We start from the raw sequence: 24710 nt of genomic DNA on the forward strand, positions 1-24710 counted from the left end.
ACAAATCAAATAAAACTGAGTCTAAAGGTGCATATTTATGCTACGTATACTACATAGGCTATCGCAATAATTGCAACAACGCTCCAGCCAATCACATCAACCCACTGGCGAAGCTTTTGTTCCATTTTTTCACCGCCCCACTGGATCAAGCCCGCAACTAAGAAAAAGCGCATACCTCGACCAATAAATGAGGCAATTAAAAACGGTAAAAAGAGCATCTGTAAAACACCGGCGCTTAAGGTAAACACTTTATAAGGAATAGGTGTAAAACCGGCAAGAAAGACAACCCAAACGCCCCATTGCTCGAACCAAGCCATGGCGTGGTCCATTTTATCTTGATAGCCTACCTCAGTAATAATCGGCTGAATCCATGCATCAAACATAAAATAGCCCAGTAGGTACCCCACAACGCCACCCACAACAGAAGCAGTTGTGGTTAAAGTTGCATAAACCCATGCTTTTTTCGGCTTAGCGAGTACCATAGGCGCCAGTAATACATCGGGAGGAATGGGAAAAAACACTGATTCAGCAAAAGTGAGTATGGCAAGTACTCTAGGCGCTAACTTGTGCTCGGCCCATTTAAGTGTCCATTCATATAACGCAGAAAATATCTTCACAGTAAATCTCCTGGCACAAGCGGTACAAAACGCACCATTTCAATTTGCTGCTCATGGAAATTATCCCCATCGCGGGTAATCAATTTAAGCACTTGCGATTGTTCGCCAACGGGAATTACAAGTCGTCCACCGTCCGATAACTGCGCTAACAGGGCCTCTGGAACGCTGCTTGGCGCCGCGGTAACAATAATCGCTTGAAAAGGGCCTTTGCTTTGCCAACCCTGCCAACCATCACCATGCTTCATCGAAACATTGTGTAAATCCATGGCTCTTAGTCGACGTTTGGCCTGCCATTGCAATGCTTTAATTCGTTCAACAGAAAAGACCTTTGTAACTAATTGCGCAAGAATGGAAGTTTGATAACCTGAGCCAGTACCTATTTCCAAAACATTTTCAGGTATACCATCGGCCAAAATTAATTCTGACATTTTCGCGACAATATAGGGCTGAGAAATGGTTTGTCCTTGCCCAATCGGCAAAGCGGTATTGTCATATGCCTTGTGCGCTAAAATCTCTGGTACGAATATGTGCCGGGGCGATTGTGCAATAGCACGTAATACTCGTTGATCACTGATGCCTTCATTGGCAAGCTTTTGCGCCAATATTTCCCCACTGCGACTCGACTTCCCGCCAATACTGCGACCTACATTGACATTCATATTGTTACTTCACTCATCCACTCAGTCATTTGTTCCATGCTTTTATAAGCCGTCATATCAACAGTCAAAGGTGTGATAGATGCATAATTATTGGCTACCGCATTAAAGTCTGTTCCTGCGCCAGCGTCAAGCTCTTTACCCAGTGAGCCATACCAATAAATAGTGCGCCCCCAAGGGTCAGCCATGCCCTTCATGGTTTCTGCTTTATGTCTATGGCCAAGACGTGTCACTTTAATTCCAGCGATTTCCTCAAGTGGAATATCTGGTACGTTAACATTTAGAATTTGATCGGAAGGTAATGGGTGTGCCTTTAATCGCTTGATTATGTTTGCCGCGATAACCGCAGCAGTTTGGTAGTGATTTTCACCTTTACCGACTAAGGAGACTGCAACTGCAGGTAAGCCCATATGACGACCTTCGGTTGCTGCAGCCACGGTACCTGAGTACAAGGTATCGTCACCTAAATTTGCGCCATTATTAATGCCTGCGACCACTAAGTCAGGTAACGGGTCCATTAGCTGGCTTATCGCTAAATGAACGGAATCAGTAGGCGTGCCGTTTACCGAGATAAAGCCGTTATCTAAGGTTTGAGCACGTAAAGGGTTAAGCAAAGTTAATGAGTTACTTGCACCACTGCAATTGCGATCAGGGGCAACTAAAGTGACGTCAGCGAATTTAGACAGTTCTTCATACAAGACTTTGATGCCTGGTGCATGCACGCCATCATCATTGCTCAGTAGTATTCTCATTTGACTTCCTTCATTCCTTTTTAATTTTTATCGTTGCGGTTTACTAATTTAAGCCAGCATTACAATGTTCGTGTTATTACTGCTTAGCTTTGGCTTTGAAAAGCTTGCTCTGCCATATCGGTGTAGTGAGTTAGCTCTCTTAAAATTGCCGTGGCATAGCTTCCCGCTGGTAACATAAATGACAAGCGAATGGTACGCTCATCAATCACCTCAACTTTGGGATTAAGCATGGTCAACCGCGCTCTTCTGCGCTCTTGTTTTAAACCAAGGGTGCACAAGCCGTCAGCAAGTTTAGGATTAGCCGCTACAATATCTGCCTCTAGCTGATGGGCTTGGTGCTGCGTTAATAGCTCGCCCTTACCCCACATACTGGCTGTCATATCAATATCGTGTGCATCTAAACGCGCTTGGAGGTCAGTGTCTTGCTCGGTTGCTTTAAAAATTGATTGGCTGCCAGCAAGCATAAACACATCACCTTGCATCGGCGTTACAAAGTGGTTTTGTACAATTCGCTCACTCAACATTTGATTGAACAAGTAACTTCGAGCAGCAGACAAATACATACTGCGCTTTTTCTTGTCTTTGACTTTTTGACCATTAAACAATGACAATGCTTTTTGTAAGTTACCACCATTAAAGCCGAAACGTTGCTCACCAAAGTAATTTGGGACACCTGTTTTAGTCACTTGTTCAAACCGATGTTGAATTGACGCAATATCACTAACTTCGCGCAAGGTTAATTCAAAGCGGTTACCAATTAGCGCGCCCGTTTTTAATTTTTTGTTGTGACGCTGATAACTCAGCACCTTCACACCTGCAATATCAAGGTTTGATAAATCATCGATTGCCTTACCCGGCAAGTGTACGCCAAACCATTGCTGAGTAACTGCATGGCGATCTTTTAAACCGGCATACGTGACCTGCATATCTTTAACGCCAAAATGTTTCGCTAATTGGCGAGCAACAAACGTAGTGTTCTCGCCTGTTTTCTCAATGTGCAGTAACAAGTGCTCACCATCACCGCTCGGCACGAAAGGTAGCAATTCAAATACTTTGAAATCTGCGTGTTCAGTACGCAATTGTGCTGTCGATACTGGCTTGCCATGTAAATAAGCCAGCTCATCATAAGAAATAAAATCTTGCTTCACTTGTCTGCTAACTCACTTACTTTCACTCGACATTCGCTCAAGCAGCACCACTGCATGGGTAGATATCCCTTCCTTTCGACCAACATAGCCCAGTTTTTCGGTCGTGGTTGCTTTGACATTGACTTGATCAATATCGGCTTGTAAATCACTGCTTAATATTTCGCGCATTGCCAATAGATGCGGAGCAATCTTGGGGGCTTGCGCAACAATTGTGATGTCGGCGTTGCCTAGGCGATAGCCTTTATCATTCATAAGGCCAACAACGTGGCGCAACAAAATACGTGAGTCGATATTTTCAAACTCGGCATCGGTATCAGGAAAGTGATTACCTATATCGGCTAAACAAAGTGCCCCTAAAATCGCGTCACATAACGCGTGAATGGCGACATCGCCATCTGAATGGGCAACAAAGCCATGCTCAAACGGAATTTTTACGCCCGCTAGTACAATTGGCCCTTCACCACCAAATTTGTGGACATCAAAACCATGACCTATTCTCATCACGTTTCCTGTTTCTCTTGTCGTTGTTCGTTCATTAATAAAAATTCTGCCAGTACTAGATCTTCTGGCTGAGTGATTTTTAAATTATTTGGGCTGCCGTTGACTAGCATACTTGGTAACCCCGCAGCTTCTATGGCGGAGGATTCATCGGTTATATTGACCTTGTTAGCAAGCCCTTGTTCTATCGCTTGAATCAGCTCGGTTGTGCGGTACATTTGTGGTGTTAATGCATGCCAAAGTTGCTCTCGTGCCACTGTTGTTTGCACGCGCTGTTCGGTATCGCCGCGCTTCATAGTATCTTTGACTGGTGCAGCCAATAGCCCACCACAATGTTGTGTAAGGCAGGTTTCGACAAGACGATCAATTTCTTCAGTGCTAACGCAAGGCCTTGCCGCATCGTGAATAAGAGACCAAGCGTCAGCTTGCGGGGCAAATTGCTCGCTTGCTTTAAGCGCAGCTAGTACGGAATCAACACGTTCTTGGCCACCAACAACTGTTATAACACTGGGGTTTTGGGCAATTTCAAGATCATAAAAATAACCATCTTCGGCTCCCAATGCGACAACCACTCGTTCAACATAATTACTTGCCAATAACTTGGCTAAGGTATGTTCAATAACAGTTTTGCCCGCAAGACTTAAATATTGCTTAGGGTGCTGACTTTGCATGCGTTTGCCAACGCCAGCAGCGGGAACAATCGCTGTTACAGCAACCATAGGTTTATTCATTAACAACTTCCTGAGCTAATTTCTTCGTTGCTGAGATTTATTGGCTGGAATAATACGAAAGAATGTTTCGCCGCTTTTAATCATTCCTAATTCGTTTCGAGCACGCTCTTCAACCGCTTCAACACCTGATTTTAAATCGTCAGTGTCAACATAAAGCAGTTTATTTCGCTGCCTTAATTTATCGTTATCAGCCTGCTGGCGCGTGACTTCTTCTTTTAATGCAACATAATCAGAAATACTGTTTTTGCCAAACCATAAACGGTATTGCAAAAAAACAATAAAAATCAGCAATAGTGCGGTAATGATGCGCATGAAAGCTCGACGCCTGATTATTATGAGTTAGAAAGGTATGGCGGATATTATACCCAAGCAGAGTAAAGATGCGATAGCCCGTTATACCAGTTGAATTAATTAGTTGATCAATTATGGCGCAGGAAAAAGGTTCATAAACAAGGCGTTATTTTTTGTTAACTAGTTGTTCTAATTTCAAAAATAACAACGCAGTTAATGAGCATTTTAACCAGCAAGAATGATCAAGTATTTATTGAAATTGGTATTAGTTGCATTGCTGCGATTAATGATTATCGACCGATGGTGGTTTCTTTAAATTTTTCCAATTGATTGAGCAAGACAACAAGAGTTCCCGTAAAGTTGGAATAATCGGTCGGCATGGTTTGTTGTTTTGCCAAACATGGCCAGCACAGCTTGCCATCATGATTTTTTTGGTCGGCTTTAACAATTTAGCCTTGTTGTGAAGATTGGCGTGCTGATGCTCTTGTTGCTTTTGCTTACCCTGCTGTTCCTGCTTGAGCGCAAACCAACCGTGACCATTCGTTCGCACTCGCCCCTGCACTTTATCTAATCGATCAATGCAATCGAGTACCAAGCGCTCCCCCACTTCAACTGGAACGACTAACCCTAACGGCAGTTCTTGATTTAAATACCAGTGTGCAATGGCATCTAGCTCTTGCCCTACTTGCGGCAAGTTGCGACTTTGCTTCGATGACCAAGTGGCATTTTGACTATCAAGCGTCATCGGTGTCTGGGCATTGACCATCGCATGAGCAGCCTTTTGCACATAATAAGGAAGGCTTTGTAAACGTCGTTGCAAGGTTTCTATTTGAGCGACCTCGACACGCGCCAGCAAGGTAACCTCACGCTCATATAGCGCGCTACAAAGTTCAGCAAATTCATTACTTTGTTGTGACTCTTGCCACAATAACGACTGTGTCATTCCGATTGGTAAACGGCCAATTCTTGTGTATTTATCAAGCATACTAGATAACCAGTAAAAGATAAATTATCCCCAAAACGCTCATTACTCTAATTTCATCAAGTCTATTTTTTAAACTTTTTTTAAACATTATTTAACGCACGTTACTTGAAAAACAAAAAAACCACTTGTACCATTACTACAGGTGGTACACTAAAGAATATTTAAACTTTTGTCAGTTTTGAACAAGGCATTATTGAATAGATATGGAAATAGAAATTGATCTTGACGATCCAACGCCAGTTTTTACTCAGCTAATTGAGCAGATTAAGTCAGCTGTTGCTGTTGATTTATTAGCGCCTGGCACACCGCTTCCTTCGATCAGGCAATTAGCGAATGAGTTAGAAATCAACAGTAAAACGGTTGCTAAAGCTTATAAGCTACTTGAACGGGACAAAATTGTGCATAGCAAGGGCTATCGAGGCAGCTTTATTCGAGAAGATGCAAAAAACTATTGTCACCTTGATCTTAAAAAATGGACTCAAGAAAAACTCGAAACTTGTATCAATGAACTGCGAAACAATGGGGTGACCGACTCAGAAATTCGCGTTGTTTTTGGCAACTTAATGAATAGCAAACTTTAGGGAGAAAGGCATGTTAATTAGCGTGATTTTTTATTTTGTCGTAGGTTTTCAACTTTGGCTTGTGTCACACCATTATGCCAAACGTGCCTGTCATGGGCTAACGGCTTTGCAACATACCTCAACGCCGCAGGAAAGCACTGTTGAACAACAAAAACCGGTTGATTTTGCAAAGTTCATCTCGCTATTTAAACGAGCAAACCAAGTTATTTTTTCACTTGGGCTTAGTAGCTTAGTTTTACTTTTGTATTGGGAATTAGAGCAAAATTTTCAGCCGCCAAGCATGTTTGCAGTTGTGCTATTTATGATACAGCTAACCCCTTTTGCACTTATTGACGTTACTGAAAAACGCCACTTTCAATGGCTCAAACAAGTTATTCATCAGCCCAAACGTTCAGGCTCAATAGTAAAACGCACGCTTTTAACCTTTGTGCCACTTAAATTAATGCTCGTCGCTTTGGCTTGCATACTGTTAACGATAGTGTTTGATCTTAGCGTACATGCTAATCAGCAACCTTTGTGGCAGGGTTTTAATGAACAGGCGTTACATCGCAGTATAACGTTGATCATAACTAATGGCTTACTGTTCGCTTTGGTTTTCAACACTATTTACAGCCAGAAAAAAGATCCTCAGCAAGCACAAGCTAACCATTTAGATCGCGTTAAATTCACGGTTCAATCGCTTTTTTATTTGAGCATTGCAATGAGCTGTTATTTCACACTACAGAGTTTACTTGTCGCACTTGCTGCAGAACATTGGTCAGCTAGTGCAACTGCAGTTTATGCCGTGGTAGTTGCTTACGCCTCTGTTGGCAATCGCGTGCGCTGCATGAATAACACCACGATTTGATTCTTAAATCATTTTTCACATCAAGGAGAAACAGATGAATATGCAACAATTAAAAAACAAGGTTTGTACAAACGACAAAGCACAAATTGCCATCGCACTTGTATTTGCGAGTTTAATGATTGCCATATCGTTACTTACACAAGGCAGTGAAAATAACTTTGCGATTACGCTATTGCTTATTGCTGGCTATTTCAGTTGCAGCCAAGCGGCGAAGCAGCGCAACATTAAAGACCAAGGATAATACCAATTTCAATAAATACTTAATCATTCTGGCTGGTTAAAATGCTCATTAACTGCGTTGTTATTTTTGAAATTAGAGCAACTAGTTAACAAAAAATAACGCCTTGTTTATGAACCTTTTTCCTACGCCATAATTGATCACCTAATTAATTCAATTGGTATAACACCAACAAAAAACGCCGTGATGATTATTGTTTATCAATAAAGCATCACGGCGTTTTCTATTTAAAGCTTTTTTATAAGGAAGTTATTGTAAGCTAATTATTCCCATTCAATTGTTGCCGGTGGCTTACCAGAAATATCGTAAACTACACGAGAAATACCATCGATTTCATTAATAATACGGTTTGATACTAAACCTAAGAAATCATATGGTAAGTGTGCCCAATGAGCAGTCATAAAGTCGATGGTTTCAACTGCGCGTAAACTCACTACCCAGTCATATTTACGACCATCACCCATCACACCAACTGAGCGTACCGGTAAGAATACCGTGAATGCTTGGCTCACTTTGTTGTACAGGTCATGCTTGTGTAACTCTTCAATGAAAATAGCATCAGCACGGCGTAATAGGTCAGCGTACTCTTTTTGCACTTCACCTAAGATACGAACGCCTAGACCAGGACCTGGGAATGGATGGCGATAAAGCATATCGTATGGTAAGCCTAACTCTAAGCCGATTTTACGTACTTCATCTTTAAACAGTTCGCGTAGTGGCTCAACTAAGCCCATCTCCATATCTTCTGGTAGACCGCCGACATTATGGTGCGACTTTATGACATGCGCTTTGCCCGTTTTAGAAGCAGCTGATTCAATAACATCAGGGTAGATGGTACCTTGTGCTAACCATTTCGCATTTTGGCGCTTGCCCGCTTCTTCATCGAACACTTCAACAAAAACATTACCGATGATCTTACGCTTAGCTTCTGGATCGGCTTCACCTTTTAAACGATCTAGGAAGCGTTGTTCAGCATTTACATGCACAATGTTAAGGCCGAAGTGATCACCAAACATGTCCATTACTTGCTGACCTTCGTTTAAGCGCAGTAAACCGTTGTCAACGAATACACACGTTAGCTTATCGCCAATCGCGCGGTGCACTAGCATGGCAACCACAGATGAATCAACACCACCTGACAAGCCTAGGATAACTTCATCGTCACCCACTTGCGCTTTAATCTTGGCAATCGCATCATCAATAATTGAACTTGGTGTCCACAGCTTTTCACACTGACAAATATCGACCACAAAATGCTCAAGAATACGTATACCTTGCTTAGTGTGAGTTACTTCTGGGTGGAATTGAACACCGTAGAAATGCTTGTCTTCATTAGCCATCGCTGCGTAGGCACAGCTTGGTGTTTGCGCAACCGTGACAAAGCCTTCAGGGATTGCCGATACTTTATCGCCGTGGCTCATCCATACGTCTAACAACGCATTGCCGTTATTGCTAACGGAATCTTCGATGTTTTTGAATAGCGCTGACTGGTTAATCACTTCAACCGCCGCGTAACCAAATTCTTTGTGCTCAGAGCTTTGAACGCCACCACCTAGCTGCTCAGCCATGGTTTGCATACCATAGCAAATACCTAACACAGGCACGCCAGCGTTAAACACATATTCTGGTGCGCGCGGAGAGCCAGCTTCAGTCACTGACTCAGGCCCGCCCGCTAAGATAATACCAGTTGGGTTGAACTCTTTGATTTGCTCTTCGGTTACATCCCAAGCCCAAAGTTCACAGTAAACACCAATTTCACGCACACGACGTGCAATCAGTTGAGTATATTGAGAGCCGAAGTCTAGAATTAGAACGCGCGATGAGTGGATATCTTTGGTCATATCAAAACCTTATATAAATTTTAAAAATAACAGGCTGACTTCCATTGATGATGGCTGTCAGCCCGTTTCAATTCTTTAAAACGAGGTATAAAAATTGATTATACCTTTGTTGCAAATTGTTGACTGTCATTTGGCGTAAGTTCAAGGCGGAGACGCGGAGCATAGTTTACTATGTGAGCATCGACAACGCAGAAATTACGTCCAAATTACTTCAACAATTAGCCCATACGGTAATTTGGTGCTTCTTTAGTGATGGTCACATCGTGGACATGAGACTCACCCATACCCGCCGCCGTAATCTTCATAAATTCAGGCTTAGTACGCATCTCTTCAATTGTTGCTGAGCCCGTTAAGCCCATTGATGAGCGTAAGCCACCCATTTGTTGGTGAACAATTGCAGCGACTGGGCCTTTGTAGGCAACACGGCCTTCAATACCTTCCGGTACTAGCTTGTCAGCTTCACCGTCAGTTTTTTGGAAGTAACGATCAGATGAACCTTCTTTTTGTGCCATCGCACCTAATGAGCCCATACCTCGGTACGACTTGTAGTAACGACCTTGGTAAAGTTCAACTTCACCTGGCGATTCTTCCGTACCCGCTAGCATTGAGCCAACCATTACGCAGTGCGCACCTGCTACTAGAGCTTTGGCGATATCGCCTGAGAAACGAATACCACCGTCAGCAATGACAGGAATGCCAGTACCTTTTAGCGCATCAACGGCGTTTGAGATAGCTGTTAACTGTGGCACACCAACACCAGTTACAATACGCGTTGTACAAATTGAACCCGGACCAATACCCACTTTAACCGCATCAACACCAGCATCAGCTAGCGCTTTAGCACCTGCAGCAGTAGCAACATTACCAGCAACAATTTGTAAATCTGGGTATTTAGCACGTGTTTCAGCAACACGGTCAATAACCCCTTGCGAGTGGCCATGTGAAGTGTCTATCAGAAGTACGTCAACGCCAGCAGCAACCAATGCGTCAATACGCTCGTCTGTGCCTGCACCAACACCAACAGCGGCACCCACGCGAAGACGACCGAACTCATCTTTACAAGCGTTAGGCTTGCGCTCTGCTTTTTTGAAATCTTTTACTGTGATCAAACCTTTCAACTTAAAGGCATTGTCAACCATTAGGATTTTTTCAATGCGATGTTCGTGCATCAAGTGCAAAATTTCTTCACGCTCAGCGCTTTCGTTAACCGTAACTAAGTCTTCCTTCTTAGTCATTAACTCAGCCACTGTTTTGTTCAGATCTGTTTCAAAGCGTAAATCACGGCCAGTAACAATACCGACTAGGTTGTTTTCAGTGTCAACTACAGGGAAACCAGAAAAGCCAAGTTCGTCAGAAAGTTTCGTAACTTTAGCAATAGAGATATTAGGTGCAACAGTAACAGGGTCAGAAACAATCCCGCTTTCGTATTTCTTTACTTTAGAAACATTGCGCGCCTGTTCTTCAATGGTCATATTTTTGTGAATAAAACCAATACCACCTTCCTGCGCAAGAGTGATCGCTAAACGCGCTTCAGTTACCGTATCCATAGAGGCAGATACCATAGGCACATTTAATGAAATTTTGCGAGTAAGTTTGGTGGTTAGGTCGGCAGTATGAGGCAGTACCGTAGAGTGGGCTGGTACTAATAGAACGTCATCAAAGGTTAACGCTTCTTGGGCTATACGTAGCATTGCAATATCTCACAAGGTTGAATAGGTGGAAGAAATATTGCGGCAGAATTTTAACCGTTTTGGCCTGCAAGGTAAACTTAATTTTTCGTAAATTTAAATTTATTCATCCCAAGCCGTCAAATGCGCGATATAATGACTAAACACTAGCTTAACTTCCAAGAAATAGCCCTTAAATGACCAATAAACAACATATTTTACAAGTCAGCGAACTGACCCGAAAAGTCCGCTTTATGCTGGAAAGCGAAATAAATGTCGTTTGGTTAAGTGGTGAAATCTCCAACTTTATCGCCGCGGGCTCGGGTCATTGGTATTTATCGTTAAAAGATAGCCAATCTCAGGTGAAATGTGCAATGTTTAAAGGCAATAACCGATACGTTCGCATTAAACCTAAGAATGGTCAGCAAGTATTGGTAAAAGCTAAGGTTTCTTTGTATGAACCGCGTGGCGACTTCCAATTAATTATCGAGCAGATGGAAGATGCAGGTGAAGGATTATTGCGCCAGCAATACGAAGCGCTCAAAGCTAAGCTTGATGGCGAAGGGTTATTTGCCGCAAGTAACAAGCAAGCAATTGCCTCTCACTACAATAAAGTAGGTGTTGTTACCTCACCAACAGGCGCCGCTATTAAAGATATTATTAGTGTCATGGCACGGCGCAGCCCAACGACTGAGTTAGTCATTTACCCAGCGCTTGTGCAAGGAGAATTAGCCGCAGCTGATATCGTCGCGAGTATTGAAGTTGCCAACCTGCGCCAAGAAGTCGATATCTTAGTCGTTGGCCGTGGCGGTGGTTCGCTAGAAGATCTATGGTGCTTTAATGACGAGCGCGTCGTGCGCGCAATTAGCAATAGCAAGCTACCGGTGATCAGTGCTGTTGGTCATGAAATTGATACGACATTGTCCGACTTTGCTGCTGATGTCAGAGCGCCTACCCCCTCTGCGGCGGCAGAGCTTATCTCTGGTGATCAGCAAGAGCAGCTTGCTAAAATCACACAACTAACACGGCGCTGTCAGCAAGCAATCAGTCAAAGACTTCACCTGCAATCACAGCGCAGCGCACATCTGGCACAGCGCTTACAGCAAAATGATCCGCAACGACAATTACAAGTGGCAAGCCAACAGGCTGATGAACTACAACAGCGCTTAACCAAAGCAATGAGCCAATTGCTAGTCAACAAAGGCCAGCGCCCCACATTACTTGCACAGCGATTAGAGCATCAATCACCAGAACGAGCCATTAGTCAATATCAACTTCAGTTGAGCCAGTTAGATAAGCGACTTAAGCAAAGCTTTAAGCAAAGGTTGAGTCAACAACAGCAAAGCTTTGCAGCCCTTGCTGAGCAATTACATTTGGTAAGCCCACTAGCCACCTTAGCACGTGGTTATAGCATCACCCGAAATGAAACTGGTGACATCGTAAAGTCTATCGAGAAAGTTAAACAAGGTGAGGAGATTTCAGTGCAACTAGGTGACGGTAAACTCAAGGCGAAGGTTTCGGGTAAACAAGCTGAATAGTTAATTATTCATCTTGTTTTAACGCTTCTATTACAAGAAAGCTCATTTACGGATATTAGGTGTGGATGTTAGTCGCGGTTTTAAACGCATCTAGTGATGAAACTATGCAGAGCATTGGCGCAGAGAGTTTCGTATTGCTTAAAGCTCAACCGTCAATGCTGCATTGAGTAATTCAATCACTTGATTACTGCCCTGCTCTTTAAACTGCACACCAACGGCAATACCATCAACTTGGGTTTTGACATTGCAAATCACCGCTTCCAGCTTAATATTGCTTTTCTCCTGAAAGTCTTCGATAACAATCAAAATATCTTGCTCTTTACTCAATAGAAGTGAATCGCCATTGTGCAGTGAAAGCTGACATCCTTTAGACGACATATCTTGTACTTTCGCCTGCCAGTAATCATTATTGACTTTTACTTTAGCCTTAATGTCCGTTTCAATACGCATTGACGAGCGAAGATTTTGTAGGCTTAGTGTTTTTGGAAACTCTAATACCATTAGGCGAGAGGGAATTTGCAAGGTTTGGCGCACAGGTGAAACAAAAGCAACGATAGAGCCTTCATGCCCTTCGATGACACCACGCACCGTAATATTAGTGCCTTGTGTAATGTATTGAGCAAAACCGCCTAACTTGTTACTTTCAGGATATTGAATAAGCACGTATTGTTTTGGTAAATAGCCAAGAAAAGTCGTCCGAAATTTACCGCGCTTCCCGGCAGGTGACACAATATCTATTGTTACTTGAGAGCCAGCATTAAATAACCCAAGATTGCGATTTAAACGCTTAGCAACATCAATTTTGATTGGCTCTGCCATGTTTGGTGTAGCACCTTAATTTTTCTTTCATTACAGCTAGCCGTCACCCTAGCCAAAAGCGCGAATAAATGCAATTTCAGTAAGGGTAATGCCAACTAAAATAATCGATAGAAAAAGCCGTTACTTGAAAATTTTCAATTAACGGCTACCAAAAACTTGGGAAACTAAAGAGACTAGTCTTTTTTATAACCTTGCGTCGCGCGCGCTAGTTTTTTCTGCTCGGTGTAAGTTAGTTTTTTCTTGCCGGCAAATGGGTTAGAGGTTTCTCTAAACTCAATTTTGATTGGCGTCCCCATGATCTTTAATGACTTACGGTAGTAATTCATCAAGTAGCGCTTGTAAGACGGCGGTAAATGCTTAGTTTGGTTACCGTGAATCACCACAATTGGCGGGTTGTAGCCACCAGCATGAGCGTATTTAAGCTTAATTCGGCGACCGTTATGCATTGGTGGCTGATGGTCAAATACCGCCATATCCAATATTTTCGTTACCATAGAGGTCGAAATACGCTTAGTCGCTGAAACAAATGCTTCCTCTACCGATTCGAATAAATGGCCAACACCTGTGCCGTGCAACGCTGAGATAAAGTGCACACGGGCAAAATCAATAAAGCCTAGGCGGCGGTCTAACTCTTTATGGATGTTGTCTTTAACTTCTTGGTCAATACCATCCCATTTATTCACTGCCAGTACCAACGAGCGGCCTGCTTCAAGAATAAAGCCTAACAAGCTTAAGTCTTGATCGGTAATTCCCTCACGCGCGTCAATAATCAATAAACACACGTTGGCGTCTTCAATTGCACGCAACGTTTTGATCACTGAATATTTCTCGACCACATCGTTGACATTCTTGCGACGGCGAATACCTGCCGTATCAATCAGGGTATATTCACGTTCATTGCGCTCCATTGGAATATACACACTGTCTCGTGTGGTACCTGGCATGTCGTAAACCACCACGCGCTCTTCACCGAGAATACGGTTAGTTAGTGTTGACTTACCCACATTAGGTTTACCGATAATGGCTAGCTTAATTTTATCATCTTGCTCAGGCGCTTCAATTTCAACTTCTTCGCCTTCTTCAAAGACAAGTTCGTCATCAAACTCGCCCTCTTCAGCTTCAAGCTTTTCTTGACCAAGCTCTTCAATATGTGGCGACAATGCCAATGTTAATAGCTGCGTAACACCACGACCATGCGCCGCTGCAATTTGATGAACCGTATCGCCTAAGCCAAGGCTGAAGAATTCAGCAATCGCCGAGTCAGCATCAATACCATCAATTTTGTTCGCAACTAAGAATACTTTCTTATCTTGCTTACGCAGATAATCTGCAATTGCTTCATCAGCCGATGTTAAGCCTGCGCGAGCGTCTACCAAGAAAAGCACCGCATCAGCCTCTTCAACCGCCATCAACGATTGTTCAGCCATTAATGCGTCAATACCCTCTTCATTACCATGAATACCACCAGTATCAATAACAATGAATGGGTGCTCCTCAACCGACGCTTGGCCATACTGGCGATCACGCGTCAGGCCCGGGTAGTCAGCTACCAGCGCATCACGGGTGCGAGTTAGGCGGTTAAATAAGGTCGATTTGCCCACATTAGGACGACCGACTAAAGCAACAACTGGTAGCATGTTTACCTCAAATTCTAAACTGACCGCAAGCAAAGGCGGTCAAGTGGTGTATCTCCATAAATTGGTGATACTAATAAAAAAACAAAGGCCCCAAATGCATCAGCATGGAGCCATTAAACATTTCTATAACTATAGCTCAGTGTTTAACAACATAAGCTATAGCCATAACAATTAGGGGAGCTTAACTGCTTGCAGTGAACCATCGCGCGCTTGCACATAGATAGTGCCTTCCGCAACCGTTGGCGTTGCATAAATGCCACTGCCATCTACCTTGTGACGGGCAACGAACTCACCGGTTTCTTGGTCAAGGAAATGCAAATAACCTTCAAAATCACCAACCGCTAAGTAGTCACCGACGACAACAGGGCCTGTCACACTGCGATTAGTTAACGCTAAGTTACTCCAGCGCTCTAAACCATTCACGCGGTCAACTGCGTAAACATGACCTTTTAAGTTGGTTAAAAACAAGGTGTTACCCTTGATGGCTAACTGGCGATATGAAGAATACTGACGCTTCCACAAAATTCGACCATTGCGAATATCGATAGCCACTAAGTTACCGCGCGATGAAATTGCATAAACCTTATCACCAAATACCAGTGGTTGACTGTCAACGTCAATAACACGTTCAAGCTCAGTTGAACCGGTTGCTTCACCTACAGGTACAGTCCAACCTTGTTGGCCTTTTTCCAGCATAAATACCGACAATTCACCTGCTGATGTACCCACTAATACACCGCCTGCAGCGGCCGTTGGGGCACTAATACCACGTAATGTTAATGGCGGTACATCAAGGTCTACCTGCCATAGGTCTTCACCGGTATTGGCATTAAACGCTTTTAACACCCCCGATGCAGTATTGACCACGAGAATACCAGAGTCTAATGCTGGGCGAGCAATTACTTCGCCTTTTACTTTGCCTTGCCAAGCTAATTCACCCGTTTCAGCGTCAAGTGCAAATATTTGACCGTTCTCACTACCAATAAAGACTTTATTAACGCCCGTTACTGGTCCACCGGCTAGTAGTGCTGGTTCACGACTGTCGAAAAAGCCGCGTTCTTTGTTCACATCGCTTAGATCAATATGCCAAACTTGATCGCCACTGTTGGCGTCAATCGCGTAAGCATCACCCTCTCGGCTGATGCTAAATACTTTGTTGTAGCCGTAAGCAGGTTTAATACGTGAGAAGTAGTCGTCAACGCCATCGCCAATGCCCTTTTCCCAAGCAACATCCACTTCAAATTGCTCATTGATATCAGTCAATTCAGCAATTTTTATTGCTTCGTCTTCATCGTCAGTTGATGAACACGATGCTAGTGTTGTTGCCAGCGCAATGGCTGATAATAATCGTACGTTTACTATTTTTTTTATCATTTTTTTCACAAAGTAGCTCGCTATTTAGTTAGGCAATTGAGTTAGGTTAGTTGCCTGTGCTAAATCATCAATTTTCAGCTGTAAGCTTGGATTAGTCGCTAAACCATCGGCATCAATTGCTGCTTGGTAAGCGTTGCGCGCAAGCTCAACTTTACCTTGTTTAAGGTAAGCATCACCTTTGATTTCTTCAATCGCAGCCTTAAATGCTTCTGATTGTTCGCCACCAACAGTCGCTAACGCTTTGTCGAATTGTTCAAGCTGAATTTGTACACGTGCCAAACGCACTGTCGCAATTGACTTGATGCCAGCATTGCTCGCTTTATCAATCGCTTGTTGTAAATGTGTCGCTGCTTTTTCCCAGTCTTGATGCTCGGCCGCATCTTTAGCTAGGCTCAGCGCTGTGAGCGACGCATAACTTGAGTCTGCATTGTTTTGAATAAATTGCTCTGCGTTTGCTTTAAACGCTTCGTGATCCGCTGTTTGGCTGTCAATAACGGCTTGATACTTAGAAGCAACAGCCATTTCGCCTTCTAGCTTGCTGTCTTTATAGAAGTTAAAACCAACAAATCCTGATAAACCAACAACTAAGCCGCCAATAAGGTAGTTGCCGTATTCGTGCCAAAACTTTTTGATCGCTTCGACTTGTTGTTCTTCTGTTTCAAATGTTTCCACAATACTTCCTTACATAATACTTGCTAACAGACCTGCGACTTGCGCTAAGTCGATTTGTTGTTGTTCGTGTTGACCTCGCAGATACTTGACCGTTACCTGCCCGTTGGCAATTTCATCTTCACCTAAAATAAGCGCAATATGCGCACCTGATTTATCCGCGCGTTTCATTTGTTTCTTCATATTGCCACCGCCACAGTGGTTTTGAATACGAATACCCGACACTTCATCACGCCACTGCTCAGCAAGCTGCATCGCAGTTAAGTCGGCACCTTCACCCAATGCAATCACATAGGCTTCTACTTGTGGGCGAATGTTATTTAGTTTTTCTAAGCTGGTCAGCATTAACACTAAACGCTCAATACCAAGCGCAAAACCAACACCCGGAGTACCTTTTCCGCCAAGCTGCTCAACCAAACCATCATAACGACCGCCAGCACAAACAGTACCTTGTGCGCCAAGGCTAGAAGTTACCCACTCAAATACCGTACGGTTGTAGTAATCTAAGCCACGAACTAAACGTTCGTTAAGTTCATACTTGATACCCGCGTTATCTAAATAGGCGGTTAGTTGAGCAAAGTGCGCTTGAGTTTCTTCACCGAAGTAATCGCTTAACTTTGGCGCGTCTGCTAAAGCCGCTTGCACATCTGGGTTTTTGCTATCAAGCACGCGCAGTGGATTAGAGTGCATACGACGCTTGCTGTCTTCATCGAGCTTGTCTTCACGCTTGGTTAAGTACTCGACCAGTGCATCGCGATAAGCGGCACGCTCTTCGTTTGAACCTAATGAGTTAAGCTCTAGCGTAACGTGTTCAGCAATACCTAGTTCTTTCCAAAGGCGCGCAGAAAGCATTATAATTTCGGCGTCAATGTCCGGTGTTGCAATACCAAATGCTTCAATACCAAACTGGTGGAATTGACGATAGCGCCCTTTTTGTGGACGTTCATGGCGGAACATTGGCCCCATGTACCATAGGCGTTGTTCTTGGTTGTACAATAAACCGTGTTGATTACCAGCTCGCACACAGCTTGCTGTGCCCTCTGGACGAAGTGTTAAGCTGTCACCATTGCGATCGTCGAATGTGTACATTTCTTTTTCGACAATATCGGTTACTTCACCGATAGAACGCTTGAACAAAGCGGTAGATTCAACGATCGGCATACGAATTTCGGCAAAACCATAATTGCCAGCTACCCTGCGCAGGGTGTCTTCTACCATTTGCCACACTTTAGTTTCTGACGGCAAACAGTCATTCATACCACGAATTGCTTGAATCGCTTTACTCACTTAATCAGCTCTCTTCTTTTAACTTAAAAACAATAGTAAAAATCAACGGCGCATTATAGGCGCTAGCGGTTTAAACGTAAACAGCACGCTAGCAGACGAACCATACCAAATTATTCGTCTTCTAATTGCTTAACGGCGATCTTGCTGTTTTCGTCCATCAACTTCGCTTTTGCACGGATCTTTTGCTCAAGTTGATCAACAATATCGTTGTTGTCGATGCGTTCTTTTTGGCGGGTACCATCTAAGTAGAAACCACTTTTGCGGCTACTGCCGGTCAAACCTAAGTCAGAAACAGTTGCTTCACCTGGGCCATTAACAATACAGCCGATAATAGAAACATCCATTGGTGTTACTATGTCTTCTAAACGCTCTTCCAGCGCATTGACTGTACCAATTACATCAAATTCCTGGCGTGAGCAGCTCGGGCAAGCAATAAAGTTAATGCCACGACTACGAATTTTTAGGGATTTTAAAATATCGAAGCCGACTTTAATTTCTTCAACCGGATCGGCCGCAAGCGAAACTCGTAACGTATCACCAATGCCTTCACTGAGCAGCATGCCTAAACCAATAGCAGATTTAACTGACCCCGAGCGGAAGCCACCTGCTTCGGTAATACCAAGGTGTAATGGATTGTCAATTTGCGCCGCTAACAATCGGTATGCCCCAACGGCTAAAAATACATCTGATGCTTTCACACTAACTTTAAAGTCATGGAAGTTCATGCGATCAAGAATATCTACATGACGCATCGCCGACTCTAATAACGCTTCTGGTGTTGGCTCACCGTATTTTTCTTGCAAGTCTTTTTCTAATGAACCGCCATTAACGCCAATGCGAATCGGAATACCTTTATCACGCGCAGACTCAACTACCGCTTTAATGCGATCTTCTTTGCCAATATTACCTGGGTTAATACGCAAACAATCGGCGCCATACTCAGCAACTTTCAGGGCAATACGGTAATCAAAGTGAATGTCGGTGACTAACGGCACTGACACTTGCTTTTTAATTTCTTTAAACGCTTCGGCGGCATCCATGGTCGGGACACTAACGCGGACAATATCAGCACCAACCGCTTCAAGCGATTTGATTTGTGCGACGGTAGCAGCAACATCAGTGGTTAAGGTGTTCGTCATCGACTGCACGCTAATGGGTGCATCACCACCTACTGGGACATTGCCCACCATAATTTGGCGCGATTTGCGTCTGACTATCGGAGATTCATTAAACATAGACATAAACTAAGAAAACTCAGGCTAAGAAGATTCGGGTAAGGTAAATTTTGCAATATTGCCGACATTATACTTGCTCATGTCGATAGACTCACCATTAAAATCAATAGCAACTAATTCAGGTTTACCAACGGTTACTTTGAAAGGGGTAAGACCGTTAAGTTCCATGACATAACCCGCTTTTTTAATGCCCCATGCAATACGCTCACCTGCACCGTCATAAATGTTAACCCAGCAGTCACCTGCAAACGAGAAAACTACCTTAACAGGCTCTGCTATCGGCGCTTGTGCGAGGTCAGCGTTAGCTTGCGCTAGCTCAATAGGCTTTGATTGCACTGTTGGTTGAGCGGCTGCTTGCGATGAGGTTAATGAGGGTTCTGACGCAAGCTCTTCATTTACTGGCTCTGCAATATTTGACGCTACCTGCTTGTTCGAAGCTGCTGGTTCTGATGTTGTTGATTCAAGGTTTTGATTGTCGGCAGTTAAACTTGCAGCTTGATTAGTGTTTTGAGCACTTAATGACTCACCATTGTTAGGTTGCGGCTCTATAGTAAGCGCATTGTTACTGGCATCTTGTAAATAATACAGCACGGTAGAAGCGATTAATGCCGCCAAAATAAGGTAGCTAATCCACATTAATCGGCTGTGTTGTGCTTCTTTCTCGGTAATTTTGGAAAAGCTTTGTAACTCAGTGCGCTGCTTGGCTGCAACACCTAGCATCTCGTAACTTGCCAGCACATCTTGCTCGTCTACACCCACTAATTTAGCGTAGTTTTTCAAATACCCACGGTTAAAGGTATCCGGCAGTTTACTGTCAAAGATTTCTTGCTCTATTTCGTTTACCAATGCAGGGCGGAAATTAAGCTGTTCCGCCACTTGTTGCTGGCTCAGGCCCATTGCAACTCTAGCCTCTGCTAGCATCTGACCAGGGCCAATTACTTCAATATCTTCTGATAATTCAGTTGATGTATTACTCATTTAAATTTATTGCTCTTGTTCGGCTTGCACACTTTCAGGATCAGCCAAATAAATAATGTCGCCGATCTTTATCAGCGAATCTTCGTCTAGTTTGTTCCATCTGCGTAAAGCGCTTAAATAAATGTTATAGCGCTTCGAAATAGTGAATAAATTCTCACCTTTCATTATTTTATGTTGAGGTAAATCAGCAAGCGTTAAATAAACTGGCTCTGTTAAAGGCTCAGCTACCTCCTCAACTGCTTGTTCTGCATCCTGTTCCAATACTTGCTTTCTATCTTCTATTTCTGCAACGACATCTGTATCAGCAGTGATCTCTTCGTCTGCGATTTCCTGTATATCGGTTGCTGTGCTTTCTGAGACTTTATGCTCAGCTAGCTCTGTTAACTCAGTTTGCGTTAGTACTGTTTTTTTGGGTGCAATTTTTTCGGGTTCACTTACCAATGTTTCGCTGGCTGTAATCGCTAGCTCGATACTGTCATCTTGCGGCACTGGTTGTTCAACTGACTGATTCTTATCATTAATGACCTCAGCTGACGCAGATAGTTCCTTTGCTTGCACAGATGCATCAGATGGCACTTTGGACTTTGCTTCAGGCTTTGGCGCTTTTAATACGATGGTTTTTTTAGGCTTATTCGTATTTGTCGCAACGAAATTTACTGTAGCGGAAGTTGCAGTTGTGGCACTAGCTACTGTACCTGTATTTTCCACCACAGCTGTCTTGCTTCGTTTTATTGCAACAGGCGGCTTATTGTTAGGTTTTAATACTTTAACTTTCTTCACGACAGTTTTTGCAGGGTCAGGGGAAGCGTTGTCTGGCAAACCACCGGACAATAAACTGTTTGTCTTATTGCTAGTTGACGACGTATTGCCAGCTAATGCCAACAATCTGTATTGCTCGGCCAATTCATCTGCTTCTATCTGATCTAGCTCGTTGAGCAAATATTGCCGTGCATGCCATGACTCGGGAAACATTTTAACCAGCATAGTGCCGTAATTTTTCGCGATTCGCTGATTGCCGAGCGCTTCATAAATCTTATAGCTCAGTGACAATGAATCTGGCGTAAAACGTCGAGTGGCTTTTTCATATCGTTTGGCATAAGCCAAGGCTTGATGGTACTGCCCTTTCGCATATTGCAGCCGCATCATTTGGTATAAAATTGAAGCATTGGCAGGGTTATGGTCAATCGCTTTATTCAGATAAGTTTCTGCTTTTTCAAAATTTAGTGCTTTTAGCTGACATAACGCCAAGTTTTCATAGCTTTTTGATACCAGCAAATAGCTCGGTACTGCAATTGCTTTTAAAAACTGTTGCTCTGCTTCTGCCAAGCGCTCCTTGCGGCAAAGAAAAACGCCGTAGTTGTTGAGCGTATCGGCATCATCGGGTTTTAGCGATAAGGCTTTTTCATATGAAGCATTGGTCAACTCGTCTTCGCCGACAGTTTCGTAATAGTGGGCGAATGCGGTATAAACCTGTACTAGGTTTGGTGAAAATCGTTTTGCTTTTTCAAGATTTAACTTAGCTTGTGTCGTGTTACCCATTTTTAAGTAACCTAAGCCAAGTGAGATGCGAGTCATCGCAATTTCCGTATTGCTCGATTCATTCTGAACAACAGGCGTTTTGGAGTTTTCATAGTTTTGCGTGACACAGCCAGATAAAAAACTAAGGGCTGCGCTCAGGGCAAGAAGTTTAAACGCTTTATCCATATTTTGCATAGCATGCTTGATCGTTATTGTTATCTTGGAATTACTGGCAAGGTACTTAGCCAGCATCAAATGAACAATACTATACCAGCCTAGCACTAGCAGCCAAACACTAAATATTTTTGACCAACTATAAATAAAACCAGCAAGGGGCTTAAGCGCTTGCTGGTTGCTCACTGATGTCTCATTAGTGAGTGCCTTTAATAACCCCTGAACGAGAAACTTGCCAGGGAAATTTGAAGGGCTAGTTAAACGACTTTAACCTCAATTTCACTTGCTGAGTCACCACGCTTTGCAGCGATTGCCGCGGTACGTTTAGTGCGGTCAAGCACGTCACCAGCTAATTGGCCACAAGCCGCATCAATATCATCACCACGGGTACGACGCGTGATCACAGTAAAGCCATACGATTGCAGTACTTTGTCGAAGCGGTCAATACGTGAATTGCTTGAACGCTTGTAAGGAGAGCCAGGGTAAGGATTAAACGGAATAAGGTTAATTTTACTCGGCGTATCTTTTAATGCGTGCGCCAGTTCATGGGCTTGCTCAGTGCTGTCGTTGACGTGATCTATCATCACATACTCAACCGTCACCGCCTTTTGCGCTTTTGAACCATCGATATAACGACGTGATGCCGCCAAGAAATCTTCTAACGGATATTTTTTGTTGATTGGCACTAGCTCATCACGCAGCTGATTGGTTGGCGCGTGCACAGAAATCGCCAACGCGCAGTCAATTTTTTCTTTCAACATATCAAGCGCAGGCACCACACCTGAAGTACTGACCGTAACACGACGCTTTGATAAGCCATAACCTAAATCATTCAACATAGTATCTAATGCCGGAATTAGGTTTTTCATGTTAAGCAGCGGCTCACCCATACCCATCATCACAATGTTAGTGATCGGACGTGTGCCTGCAATACGCGTTGCGCCAATATCGTTAGCCACACGCCAAACCTGACCAATAATTTCTGCCATCGATAAGTTACGGTTAAAACCTTGTTGCGCGGTTGAACAGAAGCTACATTCCAGTGCGCAACCCACTTGTGACGAAACACATAAAGTTGCACGGTTGTTCTCAGGGATCCAAACCGTTTCCACTTCTTGGCCACTTTCCAGCTTTAACGCGTACTTAATCGTGCCGTCGTTAGACACTTGCTTTTGCGAAATTTCAGGTGCAATAATTTCGCAGTTACGCGCTAATTTATCACGTAACTTCTTGTTCAAGTTGGTCATTTTTTCGAAATCATCATAACCAAAGTGATACATCCACTTCATGATTTGATCAGCGCGAAACGGCTTTTCACCGATTGACTCAAAGTATTGGCGTAAACCTTGATGATCAAAATTTAGTAGATTGACTTTTGAGACTGTTTGCTCAGCCACTTGTACCACTTCAGACATAAATCAATTTCTCTAGAAGACAAAATTTAAAGGCGCAAAATTGTACACTTTTTCACCACCACAAACAATTGTAAAGTGGTGTCGGTAAGGTTATGCGATAAGTAATCGTAAACATTTTCAGCGTTTGATTTTAAAAATGCTTACGATTAGCAGCGCTTGACTAGGTAAGTTATTTACATAAAACAACAATCGTAAATAACGCAAAAGGATTTTACCGATAACTCAGTAAAATCCTTTTTGTAATTCTCTTTTCAAGCTAAGTGTAGCGTTTTCGTTCTAGGAGGAAACCCACAGCGTATAAATATTACGTGAGCCCTTTCTGCCGAGTAATCACGACAACGAACGGGAGCGCTACACGACGCTTAAAATAGAATTAGCGAGTGCGTGGGCAAATTTCTTCGTCGGTGAAGAAGTAAGCAATTTCACGAGCTGCTGATTCTAAAGCGTCTGAACCGTGAACTGCGTTCTCGTCGATAGAGTTTGCGTAGTCAGCACGTAATGTACCCGCTAATGCTTCAGCTGGGTTAGTTGCACCCATGATTTCACGGTTTTTAAGTACTGCACCTTCGCCTTCTAAAACTTGAACCATTACTGGGCCAGAAGTCATGAATTCAACTAAAGCACCGAAGAAAGGACGCTCGCTGTGCTCAGCGTAGAAACCTTCAGCTTGTTCTTTAGATAAGTGAACCATTTTTGAAGCGATGATAGTTAAACCAGCAGTTTCGAAACGGTTGTAGATTTGACCGATAACGTTTTTAGCAACTGCATCTGGTTTAACGATAGAAAAAGTACGTTCGATAGCCATGATAAAGCCTCTTTTAAGTAATTGAATAATTGGTTCACTTTGCAAGGAATTGGGAAAACTGCCCACCAAACGAAATGAACGCTAAAAATTTTGGCGCGATTATAGACTAAGTGATGCTAAAAAACTAATGATATTGTTGTGACGCTTGCAGGTCTTGGCTGGCGTATGCTCTAGCGTTAGTTATTACCTTTAGCTAGCAGCGTTAACCTATAAAGTGTTAATTGAGGGTAAGTTGACTACGGTATGCTTTCAAATATTGAAGAAACACAAAAACAAAAACAGCTCGCATTGCACCTCGTATTGTACTTTAAAGGGCAAGGCGAGCCGTTTTGCATTAGCAAATTAACTAGTAGCTATACTAGCAACTTAGTGCTCCGTTTCAGCTATTCATTAAGCATTAATTTCTTAT

The 24710-nt window shown here is 43.2% G+C and carries 24 protein-coding genes; 4 read left to right on the forward strand and 20 right to left on the reverse strand.

Annotation, left to right across the window (positions count from 1 at the left end; all coding sequences use genetic code 11):
• Nucleotides 1–35: 35 nt before the first annotated feature.
• The 8 genes from DXX94_RS06945 to DXX94_RS06980 all read right to left on the reverse strand — a co-directional run bounded on the left by DXX94_RS06945 (nucleotide 36) and on the right by DXX94_RS06980 (nucleotide 5678).
• Nucleotides 36–617, reverse strand: a complete 582-nt coding sequence (locus tag DXX94_RS06945; RefSeq protein WP_116014764.1) for a YqaA family protein — start codon at nucleotides 615–617, stop codon at nucleotides 36–38.
• Nucleotides 614–1276, reverse strand: a complete 663-nt coding sequence (locus DXX94_RS06950) for a protein-L-isoaspartate(D-aspartate) O-methyltransferase (RefSeq protein WP_116014766.1) — start codon at nucleotides 1274–1276, stop codon at nucleotides 614–616. The genes DXX94_RS06945 and DXX94_RS06950 overlap by 4 nt, the downstream gene beginning before the upstream one ends.
• Nucleotides 1273–2025 carry a 5'/3'-nucleotidase SurE gene (gene surE / locus DXX94_RS06955; RefSeq protein ID WP_116014767.1) on the reverse strand — a complete coding sequence of 251 codons (753 nt, stop codon included), beginning with the start codon at nucleotides 2023–2025 and terminating at the stop codon, nucleotides 1273–1275. Before surE ends, DXX94_RS06950 begins: the two co-directional genes overlap by 4 nt.
• Nucleotides 2026–2108: 83 nt before the next feature.
• Entirely contained in the window at nucleotides 2109–3173 is a 1065-nt protein-coding gene (truD, locus tag DXX94_RS06960) for a tRNA pseudouridine(13) synthase TruD (RefSeq protein WP_258872115.1), read from the reverse strand.
• A 12-nt stretch (nucleotides 3174–3185) separates the two neighbouring features.
• Complete coding sequence (gene ispF, locus DXX94_RS06965; RefSeq protein ID WP_116014769.1) at nucleotides 3186–3674, reverse strand: 2-C-methyl-D-erythritol 2,4-cyclodiphosphate synthase; 489 nt, start codon at nucleotides 3672–3674, stop codon at nucleotides 3186–3188.
• The gene (gene ispD, locus DXX94_RS06970; RefSeq protein ID WP_220348063.1) at nucleotides 3674–4402 is read right to left on the reverse strand and encodes a 2-C-methyl-D-erythritol 4-phosphate cytidylyltransferase; all 729 of its coding nucleotides are present in this window, start codon (nucleotides 4400–4402) and stop codon (nucleotides 3674–3676) included. Before ispD ends, ispF begins: the two co-directional genes overlap by 1 nt.
• 15 nt (nucleotides 4403–4417) lie before the next feature.
• A complete protein-coding gene (ftsB, locus tag DXX94_RS06975) occupies nucleotides 4418–4714 on the reverse strand; it encodes a cell division protein FtsB (protein WP_115999277.1) in 297 nt (98 codons plus the stop codon).
• A gap of 262 nt (nucleotides 4715–4976) precedes the next feature.
• Nucleotides 4977–5678 carry a hypothetical protein gene (locus tag DXX94_RS06980; protein WP_258872116.1) on the reverse strand — a complete coding sequence of 234 codons (702 nt, stop codon included), beginning with the start codon at nucleotides 5676–5678 and terminating at the stop codon, nucleotides 4977–4979.
• A gap of 203 nt (nucleotides 5679–5881) precedes the next feature.
• Between DXX94_RS06980 and DXX94_RS06985 the strand changes: the two genes are divergently transcribed.
• From DXX94_RS06985 to DXX94_RS06995, 3 genes are read left to right on the forward strand one after another with little or no spacing between them, the layout of a single operon-like run.
• The gene (locus tag DXX94_RS06985) at nucleotides 5882–6259 is read left to right on the forward strand and encodes a GntR family transcriptional regulator (RefSeq protein WP_116014770.1); all 378 of its coding nucleotides are present in this window, start codon (nucleotides 5882–5884) and stop codon (nucleotides 6257–6259) included.
• Nucleotides 6260–6269: 10 nt separating this feature from the next.
• On the forward strand, nucleotides 6270–7106 hold the full coding sequence (locus tag DXX94_RS06990) for a hypothetical protein (RefSeq protein ID WP_116014772.1): 837 nt from the start codon (nucleotides 6270–6272) through the stop codon (nucleotides 7104–7106).
• Nucleotides 7107–7140: 34 nt separating this feature from the next.
• A complete protein-coding gene (locus DXX94_RS06995) occupies nucleotides 7141–7347 on the forward strand; it encodes a hypothetical protein (protein ID WP_116014773.1) in 207 nt (68 codons plus the stop codon).
• Nucleotides 7348–7607: 260 nt separating this feature from the next.
• On the opposite strand, the gene guaA is transcribed toward DXX94_RS06995, so the two are convergent.
• The gene (gene guaA / locus DXX94_RS07000) at nucleotides 7608–9185 is read right to left on the reverse strand and encodes a glutamine-hydrolyzing GMP synthase (protein ID WP_116014775.1); all 1578 of its coding nucleotides are present in this window, start codon (nucleotides 9183–9185) and stop codon (nucleotides 7608–7610) included.
• Between the two features lie 218 nt (nucleotides 9186–9403).
• Nucleotides 9404–10876, reverse strand: a complete 1473-nt coding sequence (gene guaB / locus DXX94_RS07005) for an IMP dehydrogenase (protein WP_116014777.1) — start codon at nucleotides 10874–10876, stop codon at nucleotides 9404–9406.
• A gap of 173 nt (nucleotides 10877–11049) precedes the next feature.
• Here guaB and xseA point away from each other — a divergent pair, with 173 nt between their 5' ends.
• Nucleotides 11050–12390: an exodeoxyribonuclease VII large subunit gene (xseA, locus tag DXX94_RS07010; RefSeq protein ID WP_116014778.1), complete on the forward strand. Its 1341-nt coding sequence runs from the start codon at nucleotides 11050–11052 to the stop codon at nucleotides 12388–12390.
• 138 nt (nucleotides 12391–12528) lie between these two features.
• On the opposite strand, the gene DXX94_RS07015 is transcribed toward xseA, so the two are convergent.
• From DXX94_RS07015 to ndk, 10 genes are all read right to left on the reverse strand, one after another.
• Entirely contained in the window at nucleotides 12529–13209 is a 681-nt protein-coding gene (locus tag DXX94_RS07015; protein ID WP_116014780.1) for a PilZ domain-containing protein, read from the reverse strand.
• Nucleotides 13210–13382: 173 nt separating this feature from the next.
• Nucleotides 13383–14846, reverse strand: a complete 1464-nt coding sequence (der, locus tag DXX94_RS07020; protein WP_116014782.1) for a ribosome biogenesis GTPase Der — start codon at nucleotides 14844–14846, stop codon at nucleotides 13383–13385.
• A 171-nt stretch (nucleotides 14847–15017) separates the two neighbouring features.
• Nucleotides 15018–16220 carry an outer membrane protein assembly factor BamB gene (gene bamB / locus DXX94_RS07025; protein WP_116018365.1) on the reverse strand — a complete coding sequence of 401 codons (1203 nt, stop codon included), beginning with the start codon at nucleotides 16218–16220 and terminating at the stop codon, nucleotides 15018–15020.
• A gap of 24 nt (nucleotides 16221–16244) precedes the next feature.
• On the reverse strand, nucleotides 16245–16892 hold the full coding sequence (locus DXX94_RS07030; RefSeq protein WP_116014783.1) for a YfgM family protein: 648 nt from the start codon (nucleotides 16890–16892) through the stop codon (nucleotides 16245–16247).
• 9 nt (nucleotides 16893–16901) lie between these two features.
• The gene (hisS, locus tag DXX94_RS07035) at nucleotides 16902–18176 is read right to left on the reverse strand and encodes a histidine--tRNA ligase (protein ID WP_116014785.1); all 1275 of its coding nucleotides are present in this window, start codon (nucleotides 18174–18176) and stop codon (nucleotides 16902–16904) included.
• 110 nt (nucleotides 18177–18286) lie between these two features.
• On the reverse strand, nucleotides 18287–19411 hold the full coding sequence (gene ispG / locus DXX94_RS07040; protein ID WP_181901502.1) for a flavodoxin-dependent (E)-4-hydroxy-3-methylbut-2-enyl-diphosphate synthase: 1125 nt from the start codon (nucleotides 19409–19411) through the stop codon (nucleotides 18287–18289).
• Between the two features lie 24 nt (nucleotides 19412–19435).
• Nucleotides 19436–20389 carry a RodZ domain-containing protein gene (locus tag DXX94_RS07045; protein WP_116014787.1) on the reverse strand — a complete coding sequence of 318 codons (954 nt, stop codon included), beginning with the start codon at nucleotides 20387–20389 and terminating at the stop codon, nucleotides 19436–19438.
• 6 nt (nucleotides 20390–20395) lie between these two features.
• On the reverse strand, nucleotides 20396–22267 hold the full coding sequence (pilW, locus tag DXX94_RS07050) for a type IV pilus biogenesis/stability protein PilW (RefSeq protein ID WP_116014788.1): 1872 nt from the start codon (nucleotides 22265–22267) through the stop codon (nucleotides 20396–20398).
• Between the two features lie 71 nt (nucleotides 22268–22338).
• Nucleotides 22339–23496: a bifunctional tRNA (adenosine(37)-C2)-methyltransferase TrmG/ribosomal RNA large subunit methyltransferase RlmN gene (locus DXX94_RS07055; RefSeq protein ID WP_116014790.1), complete on the reverse strand. Its 1158-nt coding sequence runs from the start codon at nucleotides 23494–23496 to the stop codon at nucleotides 22339–22341.
• 373 nt (nucleotides 23497–23869) lie between these two features.
• Complete coding sequence (gene ndk, locus DXX94_RS07060) at nucleotides 23870–24301, reverse strand: nucleoside-diphosphate kinase (protein ID WP_116018367.1); 432 nt, start codon at nucleotides 24299–24301, stop codon at nucleotides 23870–23872.
• Nucleotides 24302–24710: the final 409 nt, after the last annotated feature.

Origin of the sequence: Thalassotalea euphylliae (assembly GCF_003390375.1) — a bacterium.
In the GTDB taxonomy this organism is placed as follows: domain Bacteria; phylum Pseudomonadota; class Gammaproteobacteria; order Enterobacterales; family Alteromonadaceae; genus Thalassotalea_F; species Thalassotalea_F euphylliae_A.

Excerpts from the sequence above, each read along its gene's own strand:
- ftsB (WP_115999277.1), bottom strand. The coding sequence starts at position 4,714 with ATGCGCATCATTACCGCACTATTGCTGATTTTTATTGTTTTTTTGCAA.
- der (WP_116014782.1), bottom strand. The coding sequence starts at position 14,846 with ATGCTACCAGTTGTTGCTTTAGTCGGTCGTCCTAATGTGGGCAAATCG.
- ispD (WP_220348063.1), bottom strand. The coding sequence starts at position 4,402 with ATGAATAAACCTATGGTTGCTGTAACAGCGATTGTTCCCGCTGCTGGC.
- DXX94_RS06985 (WP_116014770.1), top strand. The coding sequence starts at position 5,882 with ATGGAAATAGAAATTGATCTTGACGATCCAACGCCAGTTTTTACTCAG.
- DXX94_RS07045 (WP_116014787.1), bottom strand. The coding sequence starts at position 20,389 with ATGAGTAATACATCAACTGAATTATCAGAAGATATTGAAGTAATTGGC.
- bamB (WP_116018365.1), bottom strand. The coding sequence starts at position 16,220 with ATGATAAAAAAAATAGTAAACGTACGATTATTATCAGCCATTGCGCTG.
- guaA (WP_116014775.1), bottom strand. The coding sequence starts at position 9,185 with ATGACCAAAGATATCCACTCATCGCGCGTTCTAATTCTAGACTTCGGC.
- DXX94_RS07055 (WP_116014790.1), bottom strand. The coding sequence starts at position 23,496 with ATGTCTGAAGTGGTACAAGTGGCTGAGCAAACAGTCTCAAAAGTCAAT.
- ndk (WP_116018367.1), bottom strand. The coding sequence starts at position 24,301 with ATGGCTATCGAACGTACTTTTTCTATCGTTAAACCAGATGCAGTTGCT.
- DXX94_RS06950 (WP_116014766.1), bottom strand. The coding sequence starts at position 1,276 with ATGAATGTCAATGTAGGTCGCAGTATTGGCGGGAAGTCGAGTCGCAGT.
- DXX94_RS06995 (WP_116014773.1), top strand. The coding sequence starts at position 7,141 with ATGAATATGCAACAATTAAAAAACAAGGTTTGTACAAACGACAAAGCA.
- surE (WP_116014767.1), bottom strand. The coding sequence starts at position 2,025 with ATGAGAATACTACTGAGCAATGATGATGGCGTGCATGCACCAGGCATC.
- ispF (WP_116014769.1), bottom strand. The coding sequence starts at position 3,674 with ATGAGAATAGGTCATGGTTTTGATGTCCACAAATTTGGTGGTGAAGGG.
- DXX94_RS07015 (WP_116014780.1), bottom strand. The coding sequence starts at position 13,209 with ATGGCAGAGCCAATCAAAATTGATGTTGCTAAGCGTTTAAATCGCAAT.
- guaB (WP_116014777.1), bottom strand. The coding sequence starts at position 10,876 with ATGCTACGTATAGCCCAAGAAGCGTTAACCTTTGATGACGTTCTATTA.
- xseA (WP_116014778.1), top strand. The coding sequence starts at position 11,050 with ATGACCAATAAACAACATATTTTACAAGTCAGCGAACTGACCCGAAAA.
- DXX94_RS06980 (WP_258872116.1), bottom strand. The coding sequence starts at position 5,678 with ATGCTTGATAAATACACAAGAATTGGCCGTTTACCAATCGGAATGACA.
- DXX94_RS06990 (WP_116014772.1), top strand. The coding sequence starts at position 6,270 with ATGTTAATTAGCGTGATTTTTTATTTTGTCGTAGGTTTTCAACTTTGG.
- ispG (WP_181901502.1), bottom strand. The coding sequence starts at position 19,411 with ATGTTTAATGAATCTCCGATAGTCAGACGCAAATCGCGCCAAATTATG.